The sequence below is a fragment of the Mariniradius saccharolyticus AK6 genome (assembly GCF_000330725.2).
In the GTDB taxonomy this organism is placed as follows: Bacteria; Bacteroidota; Bacteroidia; order Cytophagales; family Cyclobacteriaceae; genus Mariniradius; species Mariniradius saccharolyticus.
The window spans coordinates 11,240-31,394 of sequence record NZ_AMZY02000027.1 but is presented as its reverse complement, the minus strand read 5'-3'; the positions used below and the strand labels follow the sequence as shown (position 1 = coordinate 31,394).

Sequence of the window (20,155 nt, the reverse complement as noted above, 5' to 3'; positions counted from 1 at the left end):
GTCACGTTTTCCATTATACAAAAAGGGCTTGGAACGCCTATATCATTTTCGGAAGACTACGATTTGATACCAGTTTGTGAGATAGGAGACACCTTTACTGACCCTCGTGATGGGCACGTTTACAAAATTGTTAGGATAGGGAATCAGGTTTGGTTTGCAGAGAATCTGAATTACGTAATGGAGGAAAGTTGGTGTTGGGGCGAAATTCTTGACTACTGTGAGCTTTATGGACGGTTGTACAGTTGGGAATCAGGGAATAATGCGTGTCCCCAAGGCTGGCGTTTGCCAACCGTGGATGACTGGTATCAATTAAGAGATTTTCTTGGAGGCGAAGATGTGGCAGGTGGCAAATTAAAATCAGTTAACGGCTGGTATCCCCCAAATATCGGTGCGACCAATGAGACGGGGTTTTCTGCATTACCTGCCGGATTGAGAGACAACAGGGATGGTAGATTCTATAATATTTACTCATATTCGGATTTCTGGTCTTCGACCCTAGAGGGGGTTTCTGATGAAGGCGATAGACTCAACTATTATGCAGGGCTTTCTTTTGACAATTCAAAGTTATTTATCAATAGAATTCCTACAGATTTTTTGTCTCTACCGTGCCGATGTATCGAAGAATAATTCAAATGCAAAAGGCCAAAAAGAACAAGCATCTGCAACGTGAAACTGCAAAATGAAAGCATTGCGGGGCGATTGGCTTGGATACGCCATTTTGAATTAGGATATGCTTGAATCGATAGTAATTGATAGATCGTTGTTTAAAAAAACGGGGACCCATAGGTTCTTGGGGCCTTGCTTTTTTCTTGATGAACAATTGAAGTAAGTACCAAAAGACAAGCAAAATCCAGCCCTTTCAGAGAATCTTTTTCCCAATTACAAGAACAGAACCTGCCTAATTCCGTAACAAAATGTAGAAGCGTTTTTTTTGAATCCAAGAATGTTTAAATTTAACTTATCCAATAAAAACGGAATCCAATAGTTGTTAAACCTTAAAATCTTTCAGATATGAACTCAACAAAATTTCTCTTAGGCGCATTGGTAGGCGCCGTGGTCGGCATCCAAATAGGTATTTTGATTGCTCCCGACAAGGGGGAAAACACCCGCAAAAAAATCGCGAAGAAAGGTGGCGAATACTATGATGAAGTGACGGGCAAGCTCAACGGCTATATCGACAACCTCACTAAAAAGGTCTCCAACGTCAGCGATGAAGTGGACAAATTGGCCAGAAAGGCCAAAGCTGAGGTCGACAAAGTCACCAGCAAAAACTAAGAAAAGGGCCGATAGGCCTTTTTTTTTGATCTAAGGGAAAGAATGGTGCCCGCAAAGAACGCGAAGGTGAGGAGAACGCGGAAGAGAATGGTTTCACGCCAAGACGCCAAGAATGGAAAATGCCACGTTATCCTGTGTTTCCGAATGCAGGATTTCACTCGACGATCCAAGATTGGGAGAGGATGGTCTGTGAGAACACGTACCATGGTGGGGAAAGGCAATTGACGCAGGCTTCGAAGTGTGTTGGGACATTGTATGCACAGTTTCCAATTGGAGCTGGACTGGACTTGGACTGGAGTTAGACTGGGCATGGACTGGAGAAGTGTCTCCTGACCATCGAGTCATGGTAGGATCATTCCCAGGTTATCATCAGGACATCATCTACTTTGATACTAGGATGCTAGGACTTTGGTGTAGGGGAATATTGGAATTGGCTCTCGCTGAGAAAAGAAAGGTATAAAATCCGGAGAAAAAAAATAATGCTCACCAAGAGGCTAAGCCGCGAAGAATATCAATCACAAACTTTCACTGCTAACTGCCAGATTACTGGTCTTTAGGCCTTTTTCGAGCATCGCATATCCACGAATGCACAAATGGTTTTTTTCCTGCTAAAGCAAACTGCCACTGCCTCCTGAGAGTGCCCACTGAACGCTAGCCCTGCCGGTCTATTCCAAGCCGAGGTCTTTTCTGCTGTATTTGCTGATAAGGGAGGTCAATTGGGCGGTATTGCTGAGATTGAGTTTTTTGCGAAGATTCCTTCGGTGGGTGTTTACTGTCAGTAGGCTCAAAAATAGTTTTTCGGATATCTCCACCGACGAAAGCCCTTTTGCAATCAAATAGCCGATTTCCTTCTCTCTTTTGCTCAATGACTGGATCTTTTCCGCGTCGCTATCCATGGCAGGCTGCCTACTTTCCAGTTGTGGGAAAGTGCCTATGCCCGCAGCCGCATTCCATATCGCATCGAGCAACTGCTTTTTGTCAATTGATTTGGGTAAAAATGCCATCACGCCCGCAGCCTTGCATTTTTCCATCACCTCTGCACTGTTTTCCATGGTCAGCATCAGGATGATGGTTTTGGGGCGCGCGCTGAGAATCTGCTTGATGGCGGCAATTCCATTGCCATCCGGGAGAAAGTAGTCCAAGAGCACGATCTCGGGTTTATACGTTTTGATCATGGATAGTGCGTCAGAGATATTCTCCCCACTGCCCGCCCATTGGATGTTTACTTCATTTTGCAAGAGGGAGTAAATGCCCTGTACAAAAAGCACATGATCATCTATGTGAATTAACTTCAGTTTTTTCTTACTCATTTTGGTAATTCTGGCAAGGGTATGGTGATGATTACCGTGGTGCCACTTGGGTTGGAGTCAATATGCAAATTTCCCTTTAGATAGCTTACCCGTTCACGGATATTTCTTAGTCCAATTCCATTTTTGGAGCTATCGGGATTCATGCCTTTTCCATCGTCTTCCACAATAATTTCAAGTCCAGAGGTATCCGAGTTCAGGGAAACCATCACTTCGGATGCCCGTGCATGTTTGGTGATATTTTGTAAAAGCTCTCCGCAAATCCTATAAACGATCAAGGATGTGGCAGGTTCCAACCTGTGACCGACATCAAAGGTGAAATTGATTTTAAGGTGGTGTTGTTTGCCAATGAGGTCTATTTGATTTTTCAGCGTCTTCCCGAGACCCTGTTCCTCGAGGTGGAGTGGGGTCAGGTTGTGGCTGATACTCCGCGCTTCCTCAATGCTTCTGGATACCATTTCCTTGAGTTCCCGGGTCAGTTTTGGTTCGGCGGCATTTTCTTCAATTTGACTTGCTTTGAGATAAATACTGGACAGCATTCCCCCAATGCTGTCATGGAGATCCCGCGCAATGCGGTTTCTTTCCTCTTCCTGGACCTGGATCAGGCGTTCTGCTTTTCCCTTTTCTTGCTGGGCCAATTGCAGGTCGAGAAGCTCTTTTTCGCGCTTGTAATTAGCAGCCCTGCTGGCAAAAGCTACGGTAATGAAAACCGTTTCTCCGAGCATCCCTATTGAGCTGCCAAAGTCAAATACAAAACTGGTCATGCCCAATGAAATACCCGATTGGTGAAGCTGTATCAGGACATTGAACCCGATCAGTACGAAAATACCTGCCAGATAATAGCCAGCATAAGGGACACCGGCGCGGATTTGCCGCACGAGATACAGGATGATCAGAAAAGTCAAGAAGATGGAAAACACAATAATCAAGCGCAGAAAAACCATTTTGCTTTCCATCGGTATGTTGGCCAATGGACGAATGAACAAGTCAATGATCAAGTAAACATGAATGGCGATGAACACATAAATACCATAAGTAAGTTTGCTGTTTTTCTTCAAGGGAGGGAAAAAACTGAGCATCAAAAACAGGAACAAGGCATTGGTCAGGAGATTGAAGGTGGGACGGGATTTGTCCACCCAGTTGATGCTATTGGGCCAGAGGTATTGGAAACCCAATCCCCAGTGGCTTCCCAGCCATACGGTGAGCGAGACGATGTATAACGCGTAGATGATGGCACTTCGCTCTCGGAGTTTCCAGGCATAAAAGCAAGCCGCGATAAAGATCACGCCCATCCAGCCGATAATCAGTCCCATGAAAAGTGTTTCCAACTTGTTCTTTTCCAAGAATCTGCTTTCGCTCATCAATTGCGGTTCGACCATGAGTGTTTCTCCCGCTTTGTCGACCCTCAGAAGCATTGAAATGGATTCGCCGTCTTTCAAGATTAATGGAATGATCAAGTCCCTGTCCCAGTATGGCCGTTGGTCGAAGGGAAGATTGTCTCCCATGACCCATTGGGGATGCTCCGAACCGGACAGATACACTTCCAGCTTGTTGATGTGGGGATTGTGGAGCTTGAGATAATGGCGATCTTCCGCTTTGTCGGTAGGCTTCAATTCCAACTTCATCCACCAGATGTGCGGAGTGATGCCGGCATTGAAAAGACCGTTTCTTTCCAAGGCTTGATCCTTGAATTTTTCCCAGACTTCAAGGGCTGTATAATTCGCATCTTCCAACACTGCAAAAGATGGGGATTCACTTTTTCTTCCCGCGCAGGAGAACAGGTAAACGGAAAGGCATAACAGAAGACTGATCTGGTATCCAATTTTTGGGAAAGACATATTTGGTGATTAGCGCGGTTGAAAGTAATAAAACGAAACAAATGCCCAAAACCGATCAGCAATTACTCCCTATTTTCTGACAAGTGAGCCCACACGGCTGCTATAGGTCAATTTTTGAACGTTTCAGCATAAAAAACTTTCCGAATCACGAAATTATACTGCTTTTGGGGTATTTTTTTCGATAGGCCGTTTCCGGAAATTTAACGAAACGATATCCTCTAATGGACTAGAGCTTAACTATTAAACTGGAAATTATGAATTCATCCATTTTCAAGTCGCGTATTTTCTCAACACTGGCCCTGTCGCTGGTTTTGTTGATGCATGTTTCCTGCGAGGGACCTGAGGGTCCGGCAGGTCCTGCGGGTGCACAAGGCCCTGCAGGTGCACAGGGGCCCGCAGGTGCACAGGGCCCAACGGGCACCCAAGGTCCGCAAGGTCCCACAGGTATAGCAAATGTAATCTACAGCAATTGGGTAAACGCCACATGGGTAAGGGCTGCTGACAATTCTGTAAGCGTGACTATTGCCGCCCCCGCCATTACACAACAGGTGATCAACAATGACATGGTTCTGACTTATATGAAAGACACGCCGACTTCTACGGATATCAATGAATTTCCAAGATTGGTATTTTCCGGAAATCAGATCATTTTCAACTTAACCGCATCCATCAGATTAGGTTCGGTTATCATCGTGCATTCTAGGTCCACGCACCCTGATTTATTGGGGGCGGATAATCTTTTTCCTGAGGCACAGTTAAGATATATTATCATACCGGCGGCCCTTTTTGGAAGGATAGGCCTCGGGGATACCTCCGACTATCTTTCTGTCTGTGAGATTCTTGGCATCAATCCTTAAGTCAATTGTTCAAAAATTAATTTATAATTATCTGGATATGAGATACTTAAATATACCTAAAACGACGTTAAAAATATTCCTCGGAGGATTGGCGATTATCAGTCTTTCCATTGCGTGCGAAGGTCCTGAAGGCCCCGCAGGGGCAATAGGACCAGCTGGACCACAAGGTGTTGCTGGAGCACAGGGTCCTGCAGGAACTAAAGGGCCTAATGGTATTCAAGGGGAAACAGGAACAGAAAATGTGTTCTTTTCCAATTGGATCACCAATACTTGGACGAGGATGCCAGACAATTATGTCTGGGATACCATTCCGGCGCCTCAGATTACGGAAGAGATATTGAACAGGGGCGTGGTGGTGGCTTACTATAGGGATAATTCAACTATCCCTTGGGCAAAAATTTATCCTGTACAAATCTACCAGAATGGTAACTGGATTTTCACTTTAGAAAGTAAATCGATAAAAGAGAATTTGATACTCTTCCATGGTCCTTCCAGGAATGGAGGGATAGTCGATGCAATTACCACCATTCCTTTCAGTCAGGTCCGGTATATGGTTATTCCAGGAGTCAATCCTGCAGGTAGGATGAATTTTCCGGACTTAAATGATTATAAGGCTGTTTGCTCATATTTTGGGATAAACCCGTAATTAAATTTTGGCATTTTGATCAATAATGTTAATCCATGATATCATGAAAGATTATATCAAAAAACATAGGCAGTACCTCCAAACTTCAGGAGTTTTGATTTTTTTATTCCTTATTGTTTCATGTGCGGGTCCGGAAGGTCCAAGAGGTGCCGCAGGTCCGGCAGGACCACAAGGAACAGCAGGTCAGACAGGTCCTGCGGGACCGGCTGGGGATCCTGGTGCACCTGGAATATCCAATGTTTTTGCTTCGGCTTGGGTGACCAATACTTGGACAGAGTTCAGTAACAAAACTACCCATGATACGATACCGGCTCCTAACATTACAGAAAGGACCATCAACGAGGACTTGGTCATGGTATATTTCCGCACTTCTCAAACTGGCATTGTAAACAGACTTCCATCAACCTTTTTTAATCCGAATACCACTGAGATTTCGTTTAGGATAGATTATTTGGTAATAGTGGGAAATATCTATGCATTTCATGCGATTCCAATAAATACTTTATCGGTATTGTCTGCATTTCCAAATTCACAGATGCGGTATATCGTTATCAAAGGCGGAAAATCCTCCCGAATACATCTCCCCGTGGATTTGGAGGATTATGAAGCTGTCTGCAAATACCTCGGAATCGAACCCTGACAATACAGTAGATCAAACATCCCTTTGTGGGAAGAGAATACCCCTTACCCGAACAAAACACAGAATATGAAAACCCCAGAGTCAGTCCAAGCGGCTGGTTCTGGGGTTTTTGTTTTCTCTAGATTTTCAAGTAGAATGAGTGCCGATAAACATTCAAAAAACCTTGACATCGATCCCTAAATGAAATGGGAACGGGTTTAGGACATTTGATTTTCTCTTCTTTTTCAGTATCCAAATCTTAGATTCATTCAGGAGTTTTCAATCTCTTCAATCCACACCTTCCACAAAGTACATATCGATATCGCCCTTGCCTTTGGCTGAGATTTTGCCACGATAGAAGCATTCTGTTCGGTCTTTTACCAGCTCGTAAGTGGTGCCAGAGATATTGACTTTTCCGATTTCACCACTGCTCTCCATCCGACTTGCCGTGTTGACAGTATCACCCCAGATATCATACTGGAACTTCTTTACGCCCACAATGCCCGCCACCACAGGGCCCGTATGGATGCCAATCCTGATTTCAAAAAACAGATCACCCCGTGCTTCCCTGACTTCCTTGTGCTTTTTCATAAATTCCTGAATGTCCAAGGCGGCCTTTACCACATCAATCGCATGGGTCTGATTGGGTGTAGGCAAGCCGCCGGCAGCCATATAGGCGTCACCGATCGTCTTGATCTTTTCAATCCCATACTTCTCCATGATCAAGTCAAAAGCAGAGAAACACTCGTTGATTTCGGCAACCAGTTCTTTTGGACTCAGCTTCTCTGAGAGTTGGGTGAAGCCTTTGAAATCTGTAAATAGTACCGTCACTTCATCGATCAACTGTGCGTCCGCATTGCCTTTGGCCTTCAGTTCCTCCGCTACTTCCTCAGGGAGAATATTGAGCAAAAGGTCATCGGATTTCTTCTTTTCCGCCCGAAGTTCGGCGGTTCTGATGGAAACGGTTTCCTCCAATTCCTCTTGGCGTTTTCTCAATGCCCATTCCCGTTGTTTGATGTAATAGCGGAATATTGCGAAGAATATCAGGGCATATCCCAAATAGGCCCACCAAGTCCTGTACCAAGGTGGTAAAACCTTGAAAGTAAATTCCAGCGGCGCTGTCCATGCATCGGCACCTTCTTCGCTCACTCCCGTAAACCGCGCCCTGATTTGGAAAGTATAGCTTCCTTCACGGATGTTGCCAAATGTCACTTTCGACTCTTTGGTTACGGGACTCCAATCCTTGTCATAGTCTTCCAAAAAGTATTGGTATTCGATCAAATCAGGATTGGTCAGTTCATCGGTACCAAATTCAAACGTCACCCTGTTGAAGCGATAGGGTAGGACAAGTTCTTGTGGGATCAAGTCAAAAGGGGACACCTCCGCCAAAGTGACGCCCTTGAAATGACTGGCCAAGGAATCCCGTTCTGAGTCGTTCAGCTTTTTCCCGTATTTCAGCATTTCTTCCACATGGGCGGGAACGGTGTTGGCTGTGTCCTTGGGCTCGATGACCAAGGGGTAGTCAATAATGGTTTGCCAGGAAACAGGGGCTTCGTTCAGCCTGATGTCCTTTAATCGTAGCTGCGGTGTGGTTTTGTTTTTGTTTACTTTCTTGTAATCAAACCGCACGAGGCCCGTATTGCCGCTTTCCGTTGCGGCCCAGATGATTCCATCCCGATCCAAAAACATCGTGGTTTTTCCGATTGGGTTTATGTCTTTCACGGGAAATCCGGTGCTGGTATGGTACCATTCGCTTGAACTGACTTTTGAAAAACCATCCGAACCCAAATCGGGCACGTCGAAAATTTGGATGCCCCTGGGCGAGCCAACGGCCAATTTTCCCTCGGGTAAAAACAAGAGCTGATAGGCGTAGCGATCCACCAAGCCATGGCTTTGGTCTATGATTTTGAAGTCTAGCTTTTTTTCAAGGTTGGTGCTAAGCGCACCGAGCTGTTTCGAATCGACAAACGCGATGCCTCGATAGGTGCCGAGCCAAAGGTTTCCTTTTTCGTCCTGTAAAATGTCGGTGACTATCCCTTCGAGACCTTGTTCTCGCCCATAATGTACAAATACCCCATTTTCAAAAAGCGTCAAGCCATAAGCCGATATGATCCAAAAATTTCCAAAGCTGTCAATGAAAATCTCCTTGATATCTACCGAAAGACCATTATCAGCATTGTACTGTGTCAGAGATTTGCCATCAAATTGTGCAATTCCTGTCTCAAAAGCCAACCAAAAAATGCCATCCTTATCCTGGAGAATATCTACTACTTTTTCGTCCGGAAGTCCTTGCGCCAGACCATAATGTATGAATGACTTGCCATCGAACTTGGTCATCCCTTTTGCGCCAACAAACCACAGGTACCCGTTGTTGTCCTGATAGCTGCACTCGATCGAGTTTTCCAATAGCCCTCCATGATTTCTGCTGTACATCGTGAATCCAAAACCGTCATGCTTATGCAAGCCCATCAATGAGGCAAACCAAATATTCCCGTCCCGATCTTGGAAGATGTCGTTAATGACAGCTGTGTTTTTCAGTCCATGTTCTTTTGTGAAATTGGTAAATGCTTCTCCAGAAAACTTACTCAATCCCGCTTCTTCAGTACCGACCCAAACAGTCCCATCTTTTCCGATTGAAACATCCCGCGTCCCGTTTTCCAACAATCCGGCGGCTTTGGTGTAGGAGGTGAATTTTGTTCCGTCGAAATGGCTGAGACCAAAAAAAGTTGCCAGCCATAAATGGCCATTTCCGTCTTCTTTTATATTCCAGACCGCGTTATCTGCCAGCCCATCAGCCACGTTGAAGTTTTGGAACGTACTTCCATCGTACGTCGCCAAGCCTTCGGCAGTGCCAAACCAAAGGCTGCTGTCCTTTTTTTGGAAAATGGAAAGCACGGCATTGGAAGGGAGTCCGTCATCGATAGAGAAATTTGTGAGCTTATCGTCGGAGATTTTGGTGACTCCTCCCACACCGCCAAACCACATGTTTCCCAAATTATCCCTTTCGGTGCCCAAAATAAAATCACCTGCAAGGCCGTCATCCGAATTCAGGTTGCTGAAAGTCTGGCCATCATACTTAGTAATGCCGGCATCGTATGTCCCAAACCACATGTTGCCATTGTCATCCTCATCGATACTCCATACTATATTGGAGGGCATCCCTTCAAAACTCCGCAACTTTGAAAACCTTTTTCCATCGAATTTGCTTACTCCTCCGTTGTTGGAGGCAAACCAGAGATTGCCTTCGCGGTCTTCAAAAATCTTGGAAATCACTTCATTTGGCAGGCCGTGGTCAGTTTTGTAGTTTGTGAATTTTCTGCCATCAAATTTGCTCACTCCGCCGCCATAGGTGCCAATCCAAAGCTCTCCCCGCCTGTCAATCAGCATGCTGATGATGGCGTCAGCCGTCAAGCCATCTTCGGAAGTGAAACTTGTGAATTGGCTTTTCCCTCCTTTGCCGATTACATAAGGTTTTCCTTCCTTGTTTTTTACCACTTCGCCGTCCTCGTTTTTCAGGACTTCAAACTGGTACACTTGGGGTGGTTCCACTTCGATAACTTGGTTTTCACCTGCTATATTGATCCGACTGTAAACGTATTCCCCTTTTCTTTTCGGGACTGGGATGATTCTCGGTGCTTGATACTGGCTGAGCCATATAGTCTTTGGTTGGAGCGAATCGGGAAGGTCTACCAAGCGGGTTATCCGCGGAGGCTTTTGTTCGAGGCTTTCGGCATCACTTTTTTTAGTCGTGGTCTCTGATGGTTTTGTACAATAGACAAGTAGAAAAACGAACGTTATCGTAAGGTATCGAGCAGGGTATCTCATGGGTTTAAAGAATTTTTTGAGCCTAACTCAAGTAGAAGATGGAAACACGTATCAGATTCGACCGCACCCGATCAACAAAATACTCTTAAACATAAGGTCTACAATCGATAATATCGCTAGCAGTAATTGGCTAATTCTAGCTACAAGGCCAATTATACTACTTTTGGGGTATTTTGATTGGCGTACTCAGTGCCTAGTTTAGCATCCAATCAAACCATAATCAACATGAAGAAAGTTATTTTGATTGTTTTAGTTGCTGTCGGGTTCCAGGTCGCCCCTGCTTATTCCCAATTCGGGATTCATGTCGGTCCGGTAGCTACATTGGGCGAGGCCTTTGATTCTGCCGATGGGCTTGACAAACTGGGGGGAACGATCGGCTTCACATTTGGAGCTTTTTACAACGTGTCGCTTTCGAAAAATTTCACGATTCAGCCTTCCGTCAATTATCTGAATAAACGTTGGGGTGAAGAATTGGAAGACCTTACCAATGGAGATATTACCATTACGACAATGTCGATCAATTACCTCGAAATTCCAGTCCAACTTGTGTATCATAGTGAGCAGGAAACGGGGGTATTTGTTGGTATCGGGCCCTCTCTGATGTATGGTTTTTCCGGCAAGAGAACCGTCGATTTCAATGGCAACAAAACATCAACTGATTATGAATTCGGGAGTGGAACAAATCAGGAGCCTCCCATGACCATAGGATTTAACCTGATGGTTGGCTATGATTTCGGAAAGATTTTGATGGGATTGAATTATGGTAGTGGACTAACAAACCAAGCCTCCGACAATCGGGATCAGGGAAACGGAGGCCACCTGGCACTAAGAGTAGGGTACACATTTTAGTGATTCGAAAGAAATCGCGAAACGCTCCAGGGCCGCATCATCAAACAGTAATCCCTCGTTCTACATAACCCAAAAACCGTCCCGGATTCGGGACGGTTTTTGGTTTCATGGCACATAGCTAAATGTAGCTATAAAGGCAGTTTTACTACTTTTGGGGTATTTTTTTCGCTGGCAGGCGCGGGTAAATTCGTTTTCGAGTCTTTCATCTTTTCACCATTAAACCTTAGACCCATGAAAAACTTCAACTATGGTAGTTCGTCAATCGAGCGTAATTTTCACTTGAACATTCCATTTTTAATTCACTCGAAATGAAAACGTTAAGCTATTTTCTAACCATACTGATGGTTTGTGCAATTGCCCTAGCGCATGCACAAACACCGGTTGCGTACTACCCATTCAACGGCAACGCCAATGATGCGGTAGGGAGTAACAATGGCTCGGTTAACGGTGCGACGCTTACGACTGACCGCTTTGGGAATCCCAACAGCGCGTACAGTTTTGATGGGGTGGATGATTTCATTTCGGTACCATCGGCTTCCTTTTCGTCTTACACCGTCATCGCATGGGTCAGGTTCAACAGCAGTAACCCGGGCGACATGAGCGTTATAGTTTTGGCACCAGGCGGTGATGCGGGCGCACCGAATGGCGGCTGGAGCCATCAGATGAGGACGAGTGGTGGCTCCTTTTTACACTATTTATATACCTGGAATTTGTACTTTTTGCCAGGTTCGACTTCCATTGTACAAGATCAATGGTACCATGTTGCGATTTCAGCAACCGGAAATGGCCAAATGAAATTGTATGTAAATGGGCAACTGGAGGGAACAACCGTCAATATTTCTGGTGATCCCTGGAGTGGAGGAACACATTTTCACTTCGGAAGTGCGGGGGGAGGTGCGGGTCATTTAAATGGCGCGATTGATGAAGTCAAAATTTTCAATACCCAACTTTCAGACGCAGAGGTATTGGCGGATTTCAATGGCACCACACCGCCGCCGGCACAATTTTGCCCGATAGCATTTTATCCATTTACAACAAATGCCGAAGATGTTATTGGAGACATTGACGGTACGGTGAATTCGGCGCAATTGACAAATGACAGATTTGGCACGCCCAATGCTGCATATCAGTTCGATGGCGGAAGCTCGATAACAATGTCCACTCCTACATTCACCGCATATACATTGAGTGCATGGGTGAAATTTACAGGTTCATCTTCAGCCAATCAAAATGTATCATTAATGACTGCAGGGAATCCATTTCTCGGCACAAGTCATCAAATCCGAACCGATGCAAGTGGAAGGTTTGTTCATTATACTTTTGACGGAACACCGAAAGCTGTGGTTGGAACTACTATTGCATCACTAAATGAATGGTATTTTGTAACGATAACTGCAGAGAATGGCGGATCCATGCGTCTTTATGTGAATGGGTTAGAGGAAGGTTCTCCCCAAAGTATCGGCAATCTTTGGACTGGAGGCGATGAGTTCCAATTTGGTGTTGCAGCGCCTGGTGCAGTCTCGCTCGCTAATGCAGAGACATTGGTAGGTGCTGTTGACGAGTTCAAGGTTTTTGATGTAGCGTTGTCGCCTGATGAGGTTCAAAAACTGAAAGATGAAGGATTGCAGAGATTCCAGGCACCCGATGAATTAATGGTCAGTACGGACATTGGGACTTGTTCCGCGACTATTGTTGATTTCGGCTCGCCTACGTTGATAGGCGCAGATATTTCTGATTTTACATTCATCAATGACGCACCAGCAAGCTTCCCTTTGGGGACAACATTTATCACTTGGACTTTGCTGGAGGACGAATGCGTTAAGGCAACAGCTATCCAACGAATCACGGTAGGGGATAGAGTCCCGCCCTCCATTACGGCTCCTTCGGCCTTGAACATATCCACCCGCGAGGATGGTTGCGATGCGGTCGACGTGGCCCTCGGCCAACCAACCGTTTCGGACAACTGCGGGGTAGCATCGGTAACGAACAATGCGCCCGAGACATATCCACTGGGTACGACGACCGTTACTTGGACGGTTACGGACAATAGCGGCAATACAGCAACAGCCACACAAACCGTTACCGTGACCGATACCGAGCTTCCCACCATTACGGCTCCTGCGGCATTGAACATTTCCACCCGCGAGAATGCTTGTGACGCGGTCGACGTGGCCCTCGGCCAACCAACCGTTTCGGACAACTGCGGGGTTGCATCGGTAACGAACAATGCCCCCGAAACCTATCCCTTGGGTACGACCACGGTTACATGGACCGTAACGGACAACAACGGCAACGTTGCGACAGCAACACAGACCGTGACGGTTGTCGACGAACGGGATCCAACTGTCACCGCACCTGCTGATGTCACGATCCAGATCGCCCCCGATGCGGACAACGCGACAGGCGTATCCCTCGGGGATGCACAGGCATCCGACAACTGCGGTGTGGCTTCCGTCACGAACAACGCTCCGACGACATTCCCGATTGGCACAACTGTGGTCACCTGGACGGCGACGGACAACAGCGGCAATACGGCCACGTCCACACAGAACGTGACGGTGACCCGGGAGGTATTGCCAACCATCACGGCACCTGCGGCCATCAATGCGGACACCGATGCAGGAGACTGCTTCGCTACCCTCGCTGAACTCGGCACGCCTAGCGTGACGGGAGAGGACATCCCTGCCGACGGCATCAGCAACGACGCGCCGGAGACCTTCCCGATTGGCACGACGGTCGTCACCTGGACAGTCCGCGACGGCAACGGCAACACCGCCACCGCAACCCAGCAGGTAACTGTCACTGACAGGGAACTTCCGGCAATCACCGCTCCGGCTGCCGTACAGACAAGCACGGGAACCAGCTCCTGCGACGCGGTCGACGTGGCGCTCGGCCAACCAACCGTTTCCGATAACTGCGGCATCGCCTCCGTGACGAACAATGCGCCCGAAACCTATCCATTGGGTACAACGACAGTCACCTGGACGGTGACGGACAACAACGGCAACGTTGCCACCGCGACACAGACCGTGACGGTGGTCGACGAACAGGATCCCTTGGTCACCGCGCCTGCGGACGTCACGGTCCAGGTTGGACCTGACGAAGACAGCGCAACAGGCGTAGCCCTCGGCGAGGCACAGGCATCCGACAACTGCGGTGTGGCTTCCGTTACGAACAACGCTCCGACGACATTCCCGATTGGCACCACGGTCGTTACTTGGACGGCGACGGACAACAGCGGCAATACGGCCACGTCCACACAGAACGTGACGGTTACCCGTGAGATATTGCCTACCATCACGGCACCTGCGGCCATCAATGCGGACACCGATACAGGAGACTGCTTCGCAACCCTGGCTGACCTCGGCACGCCGAGCGTGACCGGTGAGGATATCCCTGCCGACGGCATCAGCAACGATGCGCCCGAGACCTTCCCGGTAGGGACAACCACCGTGACCTGGACGGTCCGCGACGGCAACGGCAACACCGCCACCGCAACCCAGCAGGTAACGGTGACAGACAGGGAACTTCCGGCAATCACCGCTCCGGCTGCCGTACAGACAAGCACAGGAACCACCAGTTGTGACGCTGTTGACGTGGCCCTCGGCCAACCAACCGTTTCGGACAACTGCGGCATCGCCTCCGTGACGAACAATGCGCCCGAAACCTATCCCTTGGGTAAGACTACGGTTACATGGACGGTGACGGACAACAACGGCAACGTTGCCACCGCAACACAGACCGTGACGGTGGTCGACGAACAGGATCCCTTGGTCACCGCGCCTGCGGACGTCACGGTCCAGGTTGGACCTGACGAAGACAGCGCAACAGGCGTAGCCCTCGGCGAGGCTCAGGCATCCGACAACTGCGGGATTGAGAAAATCGAAAACGACGCCCCGAACGTGTTTCCGCTCGGCCTGACCGTAGTGACCTGGACGGCGACGGACAACAGCGGCAACACGGCAACGGCACAACAGCGCGTGAACGTGACCCGCGAGGAGCTTCCGACGATAAATGCACCTGCGGACATCACGACCGACGCCGGTGAGGGCGACTGCTTCGCCGAAGGCCTGTCCCTTGGCAGCCCGACCTTCACGGGTACGGGGGCCAGCGTCTCCAACGATGCGCCGGAGCAGTTCCCGGTAGGGATGACGACGGTGACATGGACCGTGACGGACGCCAACGGCAACACGGCCACGTCGGTACAGAAAGTGACCGTGGCCGACAGGCAGGCACCGCAGATAACGGCTCCGGGCAACATTGCGGTATCCGAGGGCGAGGGCGGTGACGCACCCGCCATAGACCTGGGCAATGCGGTCGCCACGGACAACTGCGGCATAGCCTCGATCGTGAACGACGCACCTGCCGTGTTCCCGGTGGGGATGACGGTTGTGAAATGGACCGCTACCGACGTCAACGGCAACGAAGCAACGGCCTTGCAGGTGGTGACGGTGGATGCCGTAACCCCTGTCTGCACGATACAGATAAAAACCAAACAGGAGATCACAGTGGTATTGAACAAGAACGGCAGGGGCAGGCTGACCACTGCCATGGTGGATGACGGCACGGCCAGCAACTGCGGACCGGTGGTGCTGAAGCTGAGCGAATGCGACTTCAGCTGTGAGGACATCGGTGAGCAAAAGATCACCTTCACGGCGGTGGACGCCGTTGGCACCAAGGCTTCTACGGAAGTGACGATCAGGGTGGTCGACCAGACCAAGCCGAAGGTAACGGTGCCGCAGCGGCCCTATGTAAAGGTCATCCGCAGGGGCGATACCTTCGTGATGCCGGACCTGAGGAACAGGGTTACTGCCAGCGACAACTGCGGCTTCGAGCTGCACCAGTGCCCCGAGCCCGGCAAGGTGTTCAGGAAGGCACAGAACGGCTGGATAGAGTTCGAGGCCAAGGACCCATCGGGCAACGTGGGCAAGGGCAAAATGAAGTTCAGGCTGCTGGTGGTGGGCTGCAGGAAGCCCGCCAAGAATGGCAGGGAGGAACTCGAGGGTTCCGAGAGCCTGGTCACCGTGCCATGGAACACATCGCTGCCCAAGATCGCCTCCGACTACGTCTACTTCGAGGAGGGCAGCGACATGGAGCTTGCCCAGCAGATCAAGTGGTCGATATCCGATTTCGACCCGCTGAAGCCGGGCTTCTACCAGATGGAGGGCAGCCTGCCGGCGGAATACCTGGAGGAAGGCGACAACGGCCCTGCGATCAGCCTGCCGGTACTGGTGCTGAACAAGCCGCTTCCGGTGGACATCTTCGCCGCCAAGGACAGGGTATCGCACAAGGTGAGGGCAGGGGAGATCCTGACCGGGCTGCACACGGTCGACCCCGCGGACGACATCCACAGCTACAGCATGGAAGAGCATCCGGACGTTTACCTGGAAAACAACGTGCTGGTATGGAAGGGCAACCACATGCCTGAGGCAAGGACCACGGTGACGGTACACAGCACCGACAGGGCGGGACAGACCATCAGCAGGCAGATCACGCTGTACAGGGAGACCGACAGGCCAACGGACCTGCTGATCTACCCGAACCCGGCGATGCAGGAGACCAACCTGATGGTACAGATACCGGAGGGGGCGAACGTGTCGATCCGCATCTTCGACGCGGCTGGCAGGCTGGTGTACCAGGAGGAAGGCCAACACGAGCTGAGCTTCACAAGGAGAATCGACCTGCGCCACTTCGCACAGGGCATGTACCAAGTCATCGTACAGGTGGACCGCGAAACGCTCCAGGGCCGCATCATCAAACAGTAATCCCTCGTTCTACATAACCCTAAAACCGTCCCGAATTCGGGACGGTTTTTTTATGAAAAAAGCAGTTTCTATTGGTTTCAATCACCTAAAAATGGTATAAATCCAGCCAAAACCATATTTTAGAATCTCAATCTTCCACCGTATGTCCAATTGGCCTAGGCTATTATTGTTGCAGTTGATCTTGAGCTTGACAAGCTTATTGGCCTTTTCCCAATCACAACTGCAAGTCCTATCCATAGACAGCGACAAGGGGCTCAATAGTCCTGTTATTATGAGTTTACGCCCCGATCGAGGTAACCTGCTTTGGATAGGGACCTATGACGGCTTGTATTGCTTTGACGGCTTTCAGGCGTATCCGGTGGAGATCAGGAATCATGCGACCAAAGAACCAATCACAGGGTCGATCGACGCCATTTTTCCAGACAGCAAGGGACGCTATTGGATCATTATCGGGCGAACCAAACTGGGTAGATTGGATCCGTTCTCAAACTTATTTTACCCCATAGATTCTGGGGAGGCAGAAGGGTATTTTTTCAATATCTGGGAATATCAGGGAGATATATGGTTCAATAGGATCAACTTACCACCTGTACTCTTTGATCCCGAAAGCAACAGGTTTGTCGAAATGGTGATTGTTGATAAACAAGGAGATAAGATTCGTCCCGACGTAAACCTTTTTCTTACCTATTCGGGGGGCAAGTTCTACTCTCTTCTTTCAGAAAGGTTCAAAGAAGTGCAAAGGGGCGAGAATCTTGGTGAGTACAGGTTGGTAAATGAAGATGTGGTTATATCCGATACCTTGTTAAGGCAAGGCTATTTTCGTACCCTTATCGATGTCCATGGAAACATGTGGTGCCGATACGCCTGGGATTGGAGCAAATGGGCGGTCTTGGACACGATTCGGAATAGAGACCGTACCGCTGAGGTGATGCAAAAACTGGGAGGTCAAAAAGTAGAGGAAGTCTATACGACCCAGCAGTTTAGCCTTTTCAAGACCGAGGCGGGATATTTCCTTTGGGAACTGGGAAAGGAGAATCCCGTTGACGTCAACGTGGAAATGCAGCGCCTGGGAATTGCCGATTCGCACCTTGGAGGCTTTTTGGAATCACAAAGGCACGGGGAATTCGCTTATGGTTTCAGACGAGGACGGTTGGACCTGCTGTACCTTAAAAAGGATTTTTTCAGAAGCATGACCGCTGCCAATGGAGAATTGCATCGTGACTTCATGATAGGCATATACCCATTCGGGAAAGACCAGGTGATCATCCGACATGATTTCTCGGACTCTGTATTTACAGTGATAAATCAACAAACCAAAAAGACCGAGATCATAAAAAGTCAAAAACTTGCGGAAATGGTGGGCACCAAGCCCCGCTTCAATTATTTGCCTTATTTGGAATGGCGGGCTTGGACCATAAGATTTGGAAAAGAAATCCTTGATTTTTCACAAAATCAAAATGCAAAAAATATCTGGACTAATGAGTATGCTGTCCACGATGGAAAGGAATACAGATACTTGGTTGATTATGGACTGAGACTCATCAGGCTGGAGGACAATAGGGTGATCTTTCCGAAGTTGACCCCCATCAGCCTCAGCTATGATGGGGATGTCGCTTGGATAAGTACCGAAAGTGAGGGCTTGCTGTCGCTCCATATTCCTTCTGGAGAAATCAGGCAATTTCTGCCCATGCCAAATGATCCCAAAAGCCTTCCTTCGGAAAGGACTTATGCCGCCTTGGCAGCTTCAGACAAATACCTCTGGGTCGCAACGGCAAATGGCCTTGCCTACTTGGATAAAAAGACAGGCATGAGCCGGGTGTTCAATACAAACGATGGGCTGCCCGACAACCGGATCTATTCTATGGCCTTTGACTTGGAGGGCGACTTGTGGTTGGGCACGGGAAGAGGACTTTCGCGCCTGGATACTGCCACCAAGGCTTTCACCAACTATACGCAATCTGACGGTTTGATCAATAGCGAGTTTAATCGCAACTCGGCCATGGTCTTGGAAGATGGCATGATGCTGATGGGTGGTGTCAGCGGCCTCGATTATTTCTATCCGGCTCAGGTACCGAAAACCAATTCGGCGCCTAAGCCCATTTTGGCGATGGTACGCAACAACAACCGCATGGTGAACATCACCAAGCCGGGTGATTTCAGTTATGATCAGGACTACTTGACCTTTCATCTTTCAGCAACTCCAATTTGGCTCGCTGCCGAACAGACCTTCCAATATCGACTCGCAGGAGTGGATGATGCATGGAAAGACCTCAGCAACTCCAATTTGGTGCAATATCCCGCTTTGCGCCCAGGGAGCTACCGATTTGAATTCAGGATAGCGAGTCAGCAGGAAACCGTTTCGTATGAATTCAACATCCACCCTCCTTGGTACCAATCGATTTGGTTCAGGATATTGGCTTTTTTGGCTTTTGCAGGGGTTGTGGCGATCATTGCCAGGATGGTATTTGTAAGGAGGATTGCGAAACTTGCCTATGAAAATGAGCTGATTCGCTTGAAGGCTGAAAAGGAAAAAACGCTCGCAAAGGAACGGGAGCGGATCACTGCGGACCTGCATGACGATGTGGGGGCGACGTTGAGTAGCCTTCAGATTTATGGTGAATTGGCCAAAAACATGCTTAGCGAAGAACCGGAAAAGGGCAAAGAGCTCGTGGACAAAATCCAAGTCCAGTCCAAAGAGTTGCTGACCCGGATGAGCGACATTGTATGGAGTATGAAGCGTCCACAGGATGGTAACTATACCTTGGCTTCGCGCATATTGAACTATGCGAGTGAATTGCTGACGACTAAGGGCATCCAATTGCATGTTTCGATAGGAGAGGAACTTGAGGAAAAAATCGTGCAGCCTGATGTCCGAAAAAACCTGCTGCTGATGATAAAGGAATCCCTCAACAATATCGCCAAGCACAGCAAAGCGACAGAGGCGAGCTTGGATCTGATGCAAAACGGGGAAACCGTGGTTCTCAAGATCCAAGACAATGGAGTTGGGTTTGACATGAATAAACCCGGGCAGGGCAATGGGCTACAGAATTTGCAAAGGCGAGGCAAGGATTTGGGTGGGGAGACGCAGGTTTTTTCCCAAAAGGGGCAAGGCACCACCATCGTTCTGGAGTTTCCAATAGCTAGATTTAGCCTTGATTGAGGGGTGGAAGCATC

11 protein-coding genes are annotated in these 20,155 nt (G+C 48.6%); 8 read left to right on the top strand and 3 right to left on the bottom strand.

The annotated features are described in order from the left end of the window. Together C943_RS20790 and C943_RS20785 are read left to right on the top strand one after the other, a co-directional pair. Positions 1-627 (top strand): FISUMP domain-containing protein (locus tag C943_RS20790; protein ID WP_281166966.1); only part of this gene is annotated, 627 nt, incomplete at its 5' end. A 384-nt stretch (positions 628-1,011) separates the two neighbouring features. Next, on the top strand, positions 1,012-1,275 hold the full coding sequence (locus tag C943_RS20785) for a YtxH domain-containing protein (protein ID WP_008631955.1): 264 nt from the start codon (positions 1,012-1,014) through the stop codon (positions 1,273-1,275). A 665-nt stretch (positions 1,276-1,940) separates the two neighbouring features. Here the strand turns inward: C943_RS20785 and C943_RS20780 are convergent. Next, a complete protein-coding gene (locus C943_RS20780) occupies positions 1,941-2,585 on the bottom strand; it encodes a response regulator (protein ID WP_008631951.1) in 645 nt (214 codons plus the stop codon). After that, entirely contained in the window at positions 2,582-4,420 is a 1,839-nt protein-coding gene (locus C943_RS20775) for a sensor histidine kinase (RefSeq protein WP_008631948.1), read from the bottom strand. The genes C943_RS20780 and C943_RS20775 overlap by 4 nt, the downstream gene beginning before the upstream one ends. Positions 4,421-4,674: 254 nt before the next feature. Here C943_RS20775 and C943_RS22600 point away from each other — a divergent pair, with 254 nt between their 5' ends. From C943_RS22600 to C943_RS22595, 3 genes are read left to right on the top strand one after another with little or no spacing between them, the layout of a single operon-like run. Next, the gene (locus tag C943_RS22600; protein ID WP_008631946.1) at positions 4,675-5,277 is read left to right on the top strand and encodes a phage tail fiber protein; all 603 of its coding nucleotides are present in this window, start codon (positions 4,675-4,677) and stop codon (positions 5,275-5,277) included. Next, a complete protein-coding gene (locus C943_RS22445; RefSeq protein ID WP_040481684.1) occupies positions 5,261-5,923 on the top strand; it encodes a collagen-like protein in 663 nt (220 codons plus the stop codon). Before C943_RS22600 ends, C943_RS22445 begins: the two co-directional genes overlap by 17 nt. 43 nt (positions 5,924-5,966) lie before the next feature. After that, on the top strand, positions 5,967-6,563 hold the full coding sequence (locus tag C943_RS22595; RefSeq protein ID WP_051069651.1) for a collagen-like triple helix repeat-containing protein: 597 nt from the start codon (positions 5,967-5,969) through the stop codon (positions 6,561-6,563). A gap of 267 nt (positions 6,564-6,830) precedes the next feature. On the opposite strand, the gene C943_RS21610 is transcribed toward C943_RS22595, so the two are convergent. After that, positions 6,831-10,367: an adenylate/guanylate cyclase domain-containing protein gene (locus C943_RS21610; RefSeq protein ID WP_051069650.1), complete on the bottom strand. Its 3,537-nt coding sequence runs from the start codon at positions 10,365-10,367 to the stop codon at positions 6,831-6,833. A 225-nt stretch (positions 10,368-10,592) separates the two neighbouring features. Here C943_RS21610 and C943_RS20750 point away from each other — a divergent pair, with 225 nt between their 5' ends. The 3 genes from C943_RS20750 (at position 10,593) to C943_RS20740 (ending at position 20,141) form a co-directional block, all read left to right on the top strand. Beyond that, a complete protein-coding gene (locus C943_RS20750; RefSeq protein ID WP_008631937.1) occupies positions 10,593-11,216 on the top strand; it encodes a porin family protein in 624 nt (207 codons plus the stop codon). Between the two features lie 308 nt (positions 11,217-11,524). After that, positions 11,525-16,981 carry an HYR domain-containing protein gene (locus C943_RS21605; RefSeq protein WP_081610521.1) on the top strand — a complete coding sequence of 1,819 codons (5,457 nt, stop codon included), beginning with the start codon at positions 11,525-11,527 and terminating at the stop codon, positions 16,979-16,981. Positions 16,982-17,252: 271 nt separating this feature from the next. After that, positions 17,253-20,141, top strand: coding sequence for a histidine kinase (locus C943_RS20740; protein ID WP_008631928.1), 2,889 nt, complete (start codon positions 17,253-17,255; stop codon positions 20,139-20,141). The last annotated feature ends 14 nt before the right edge of the window (positions 20,142-20,155 follow it).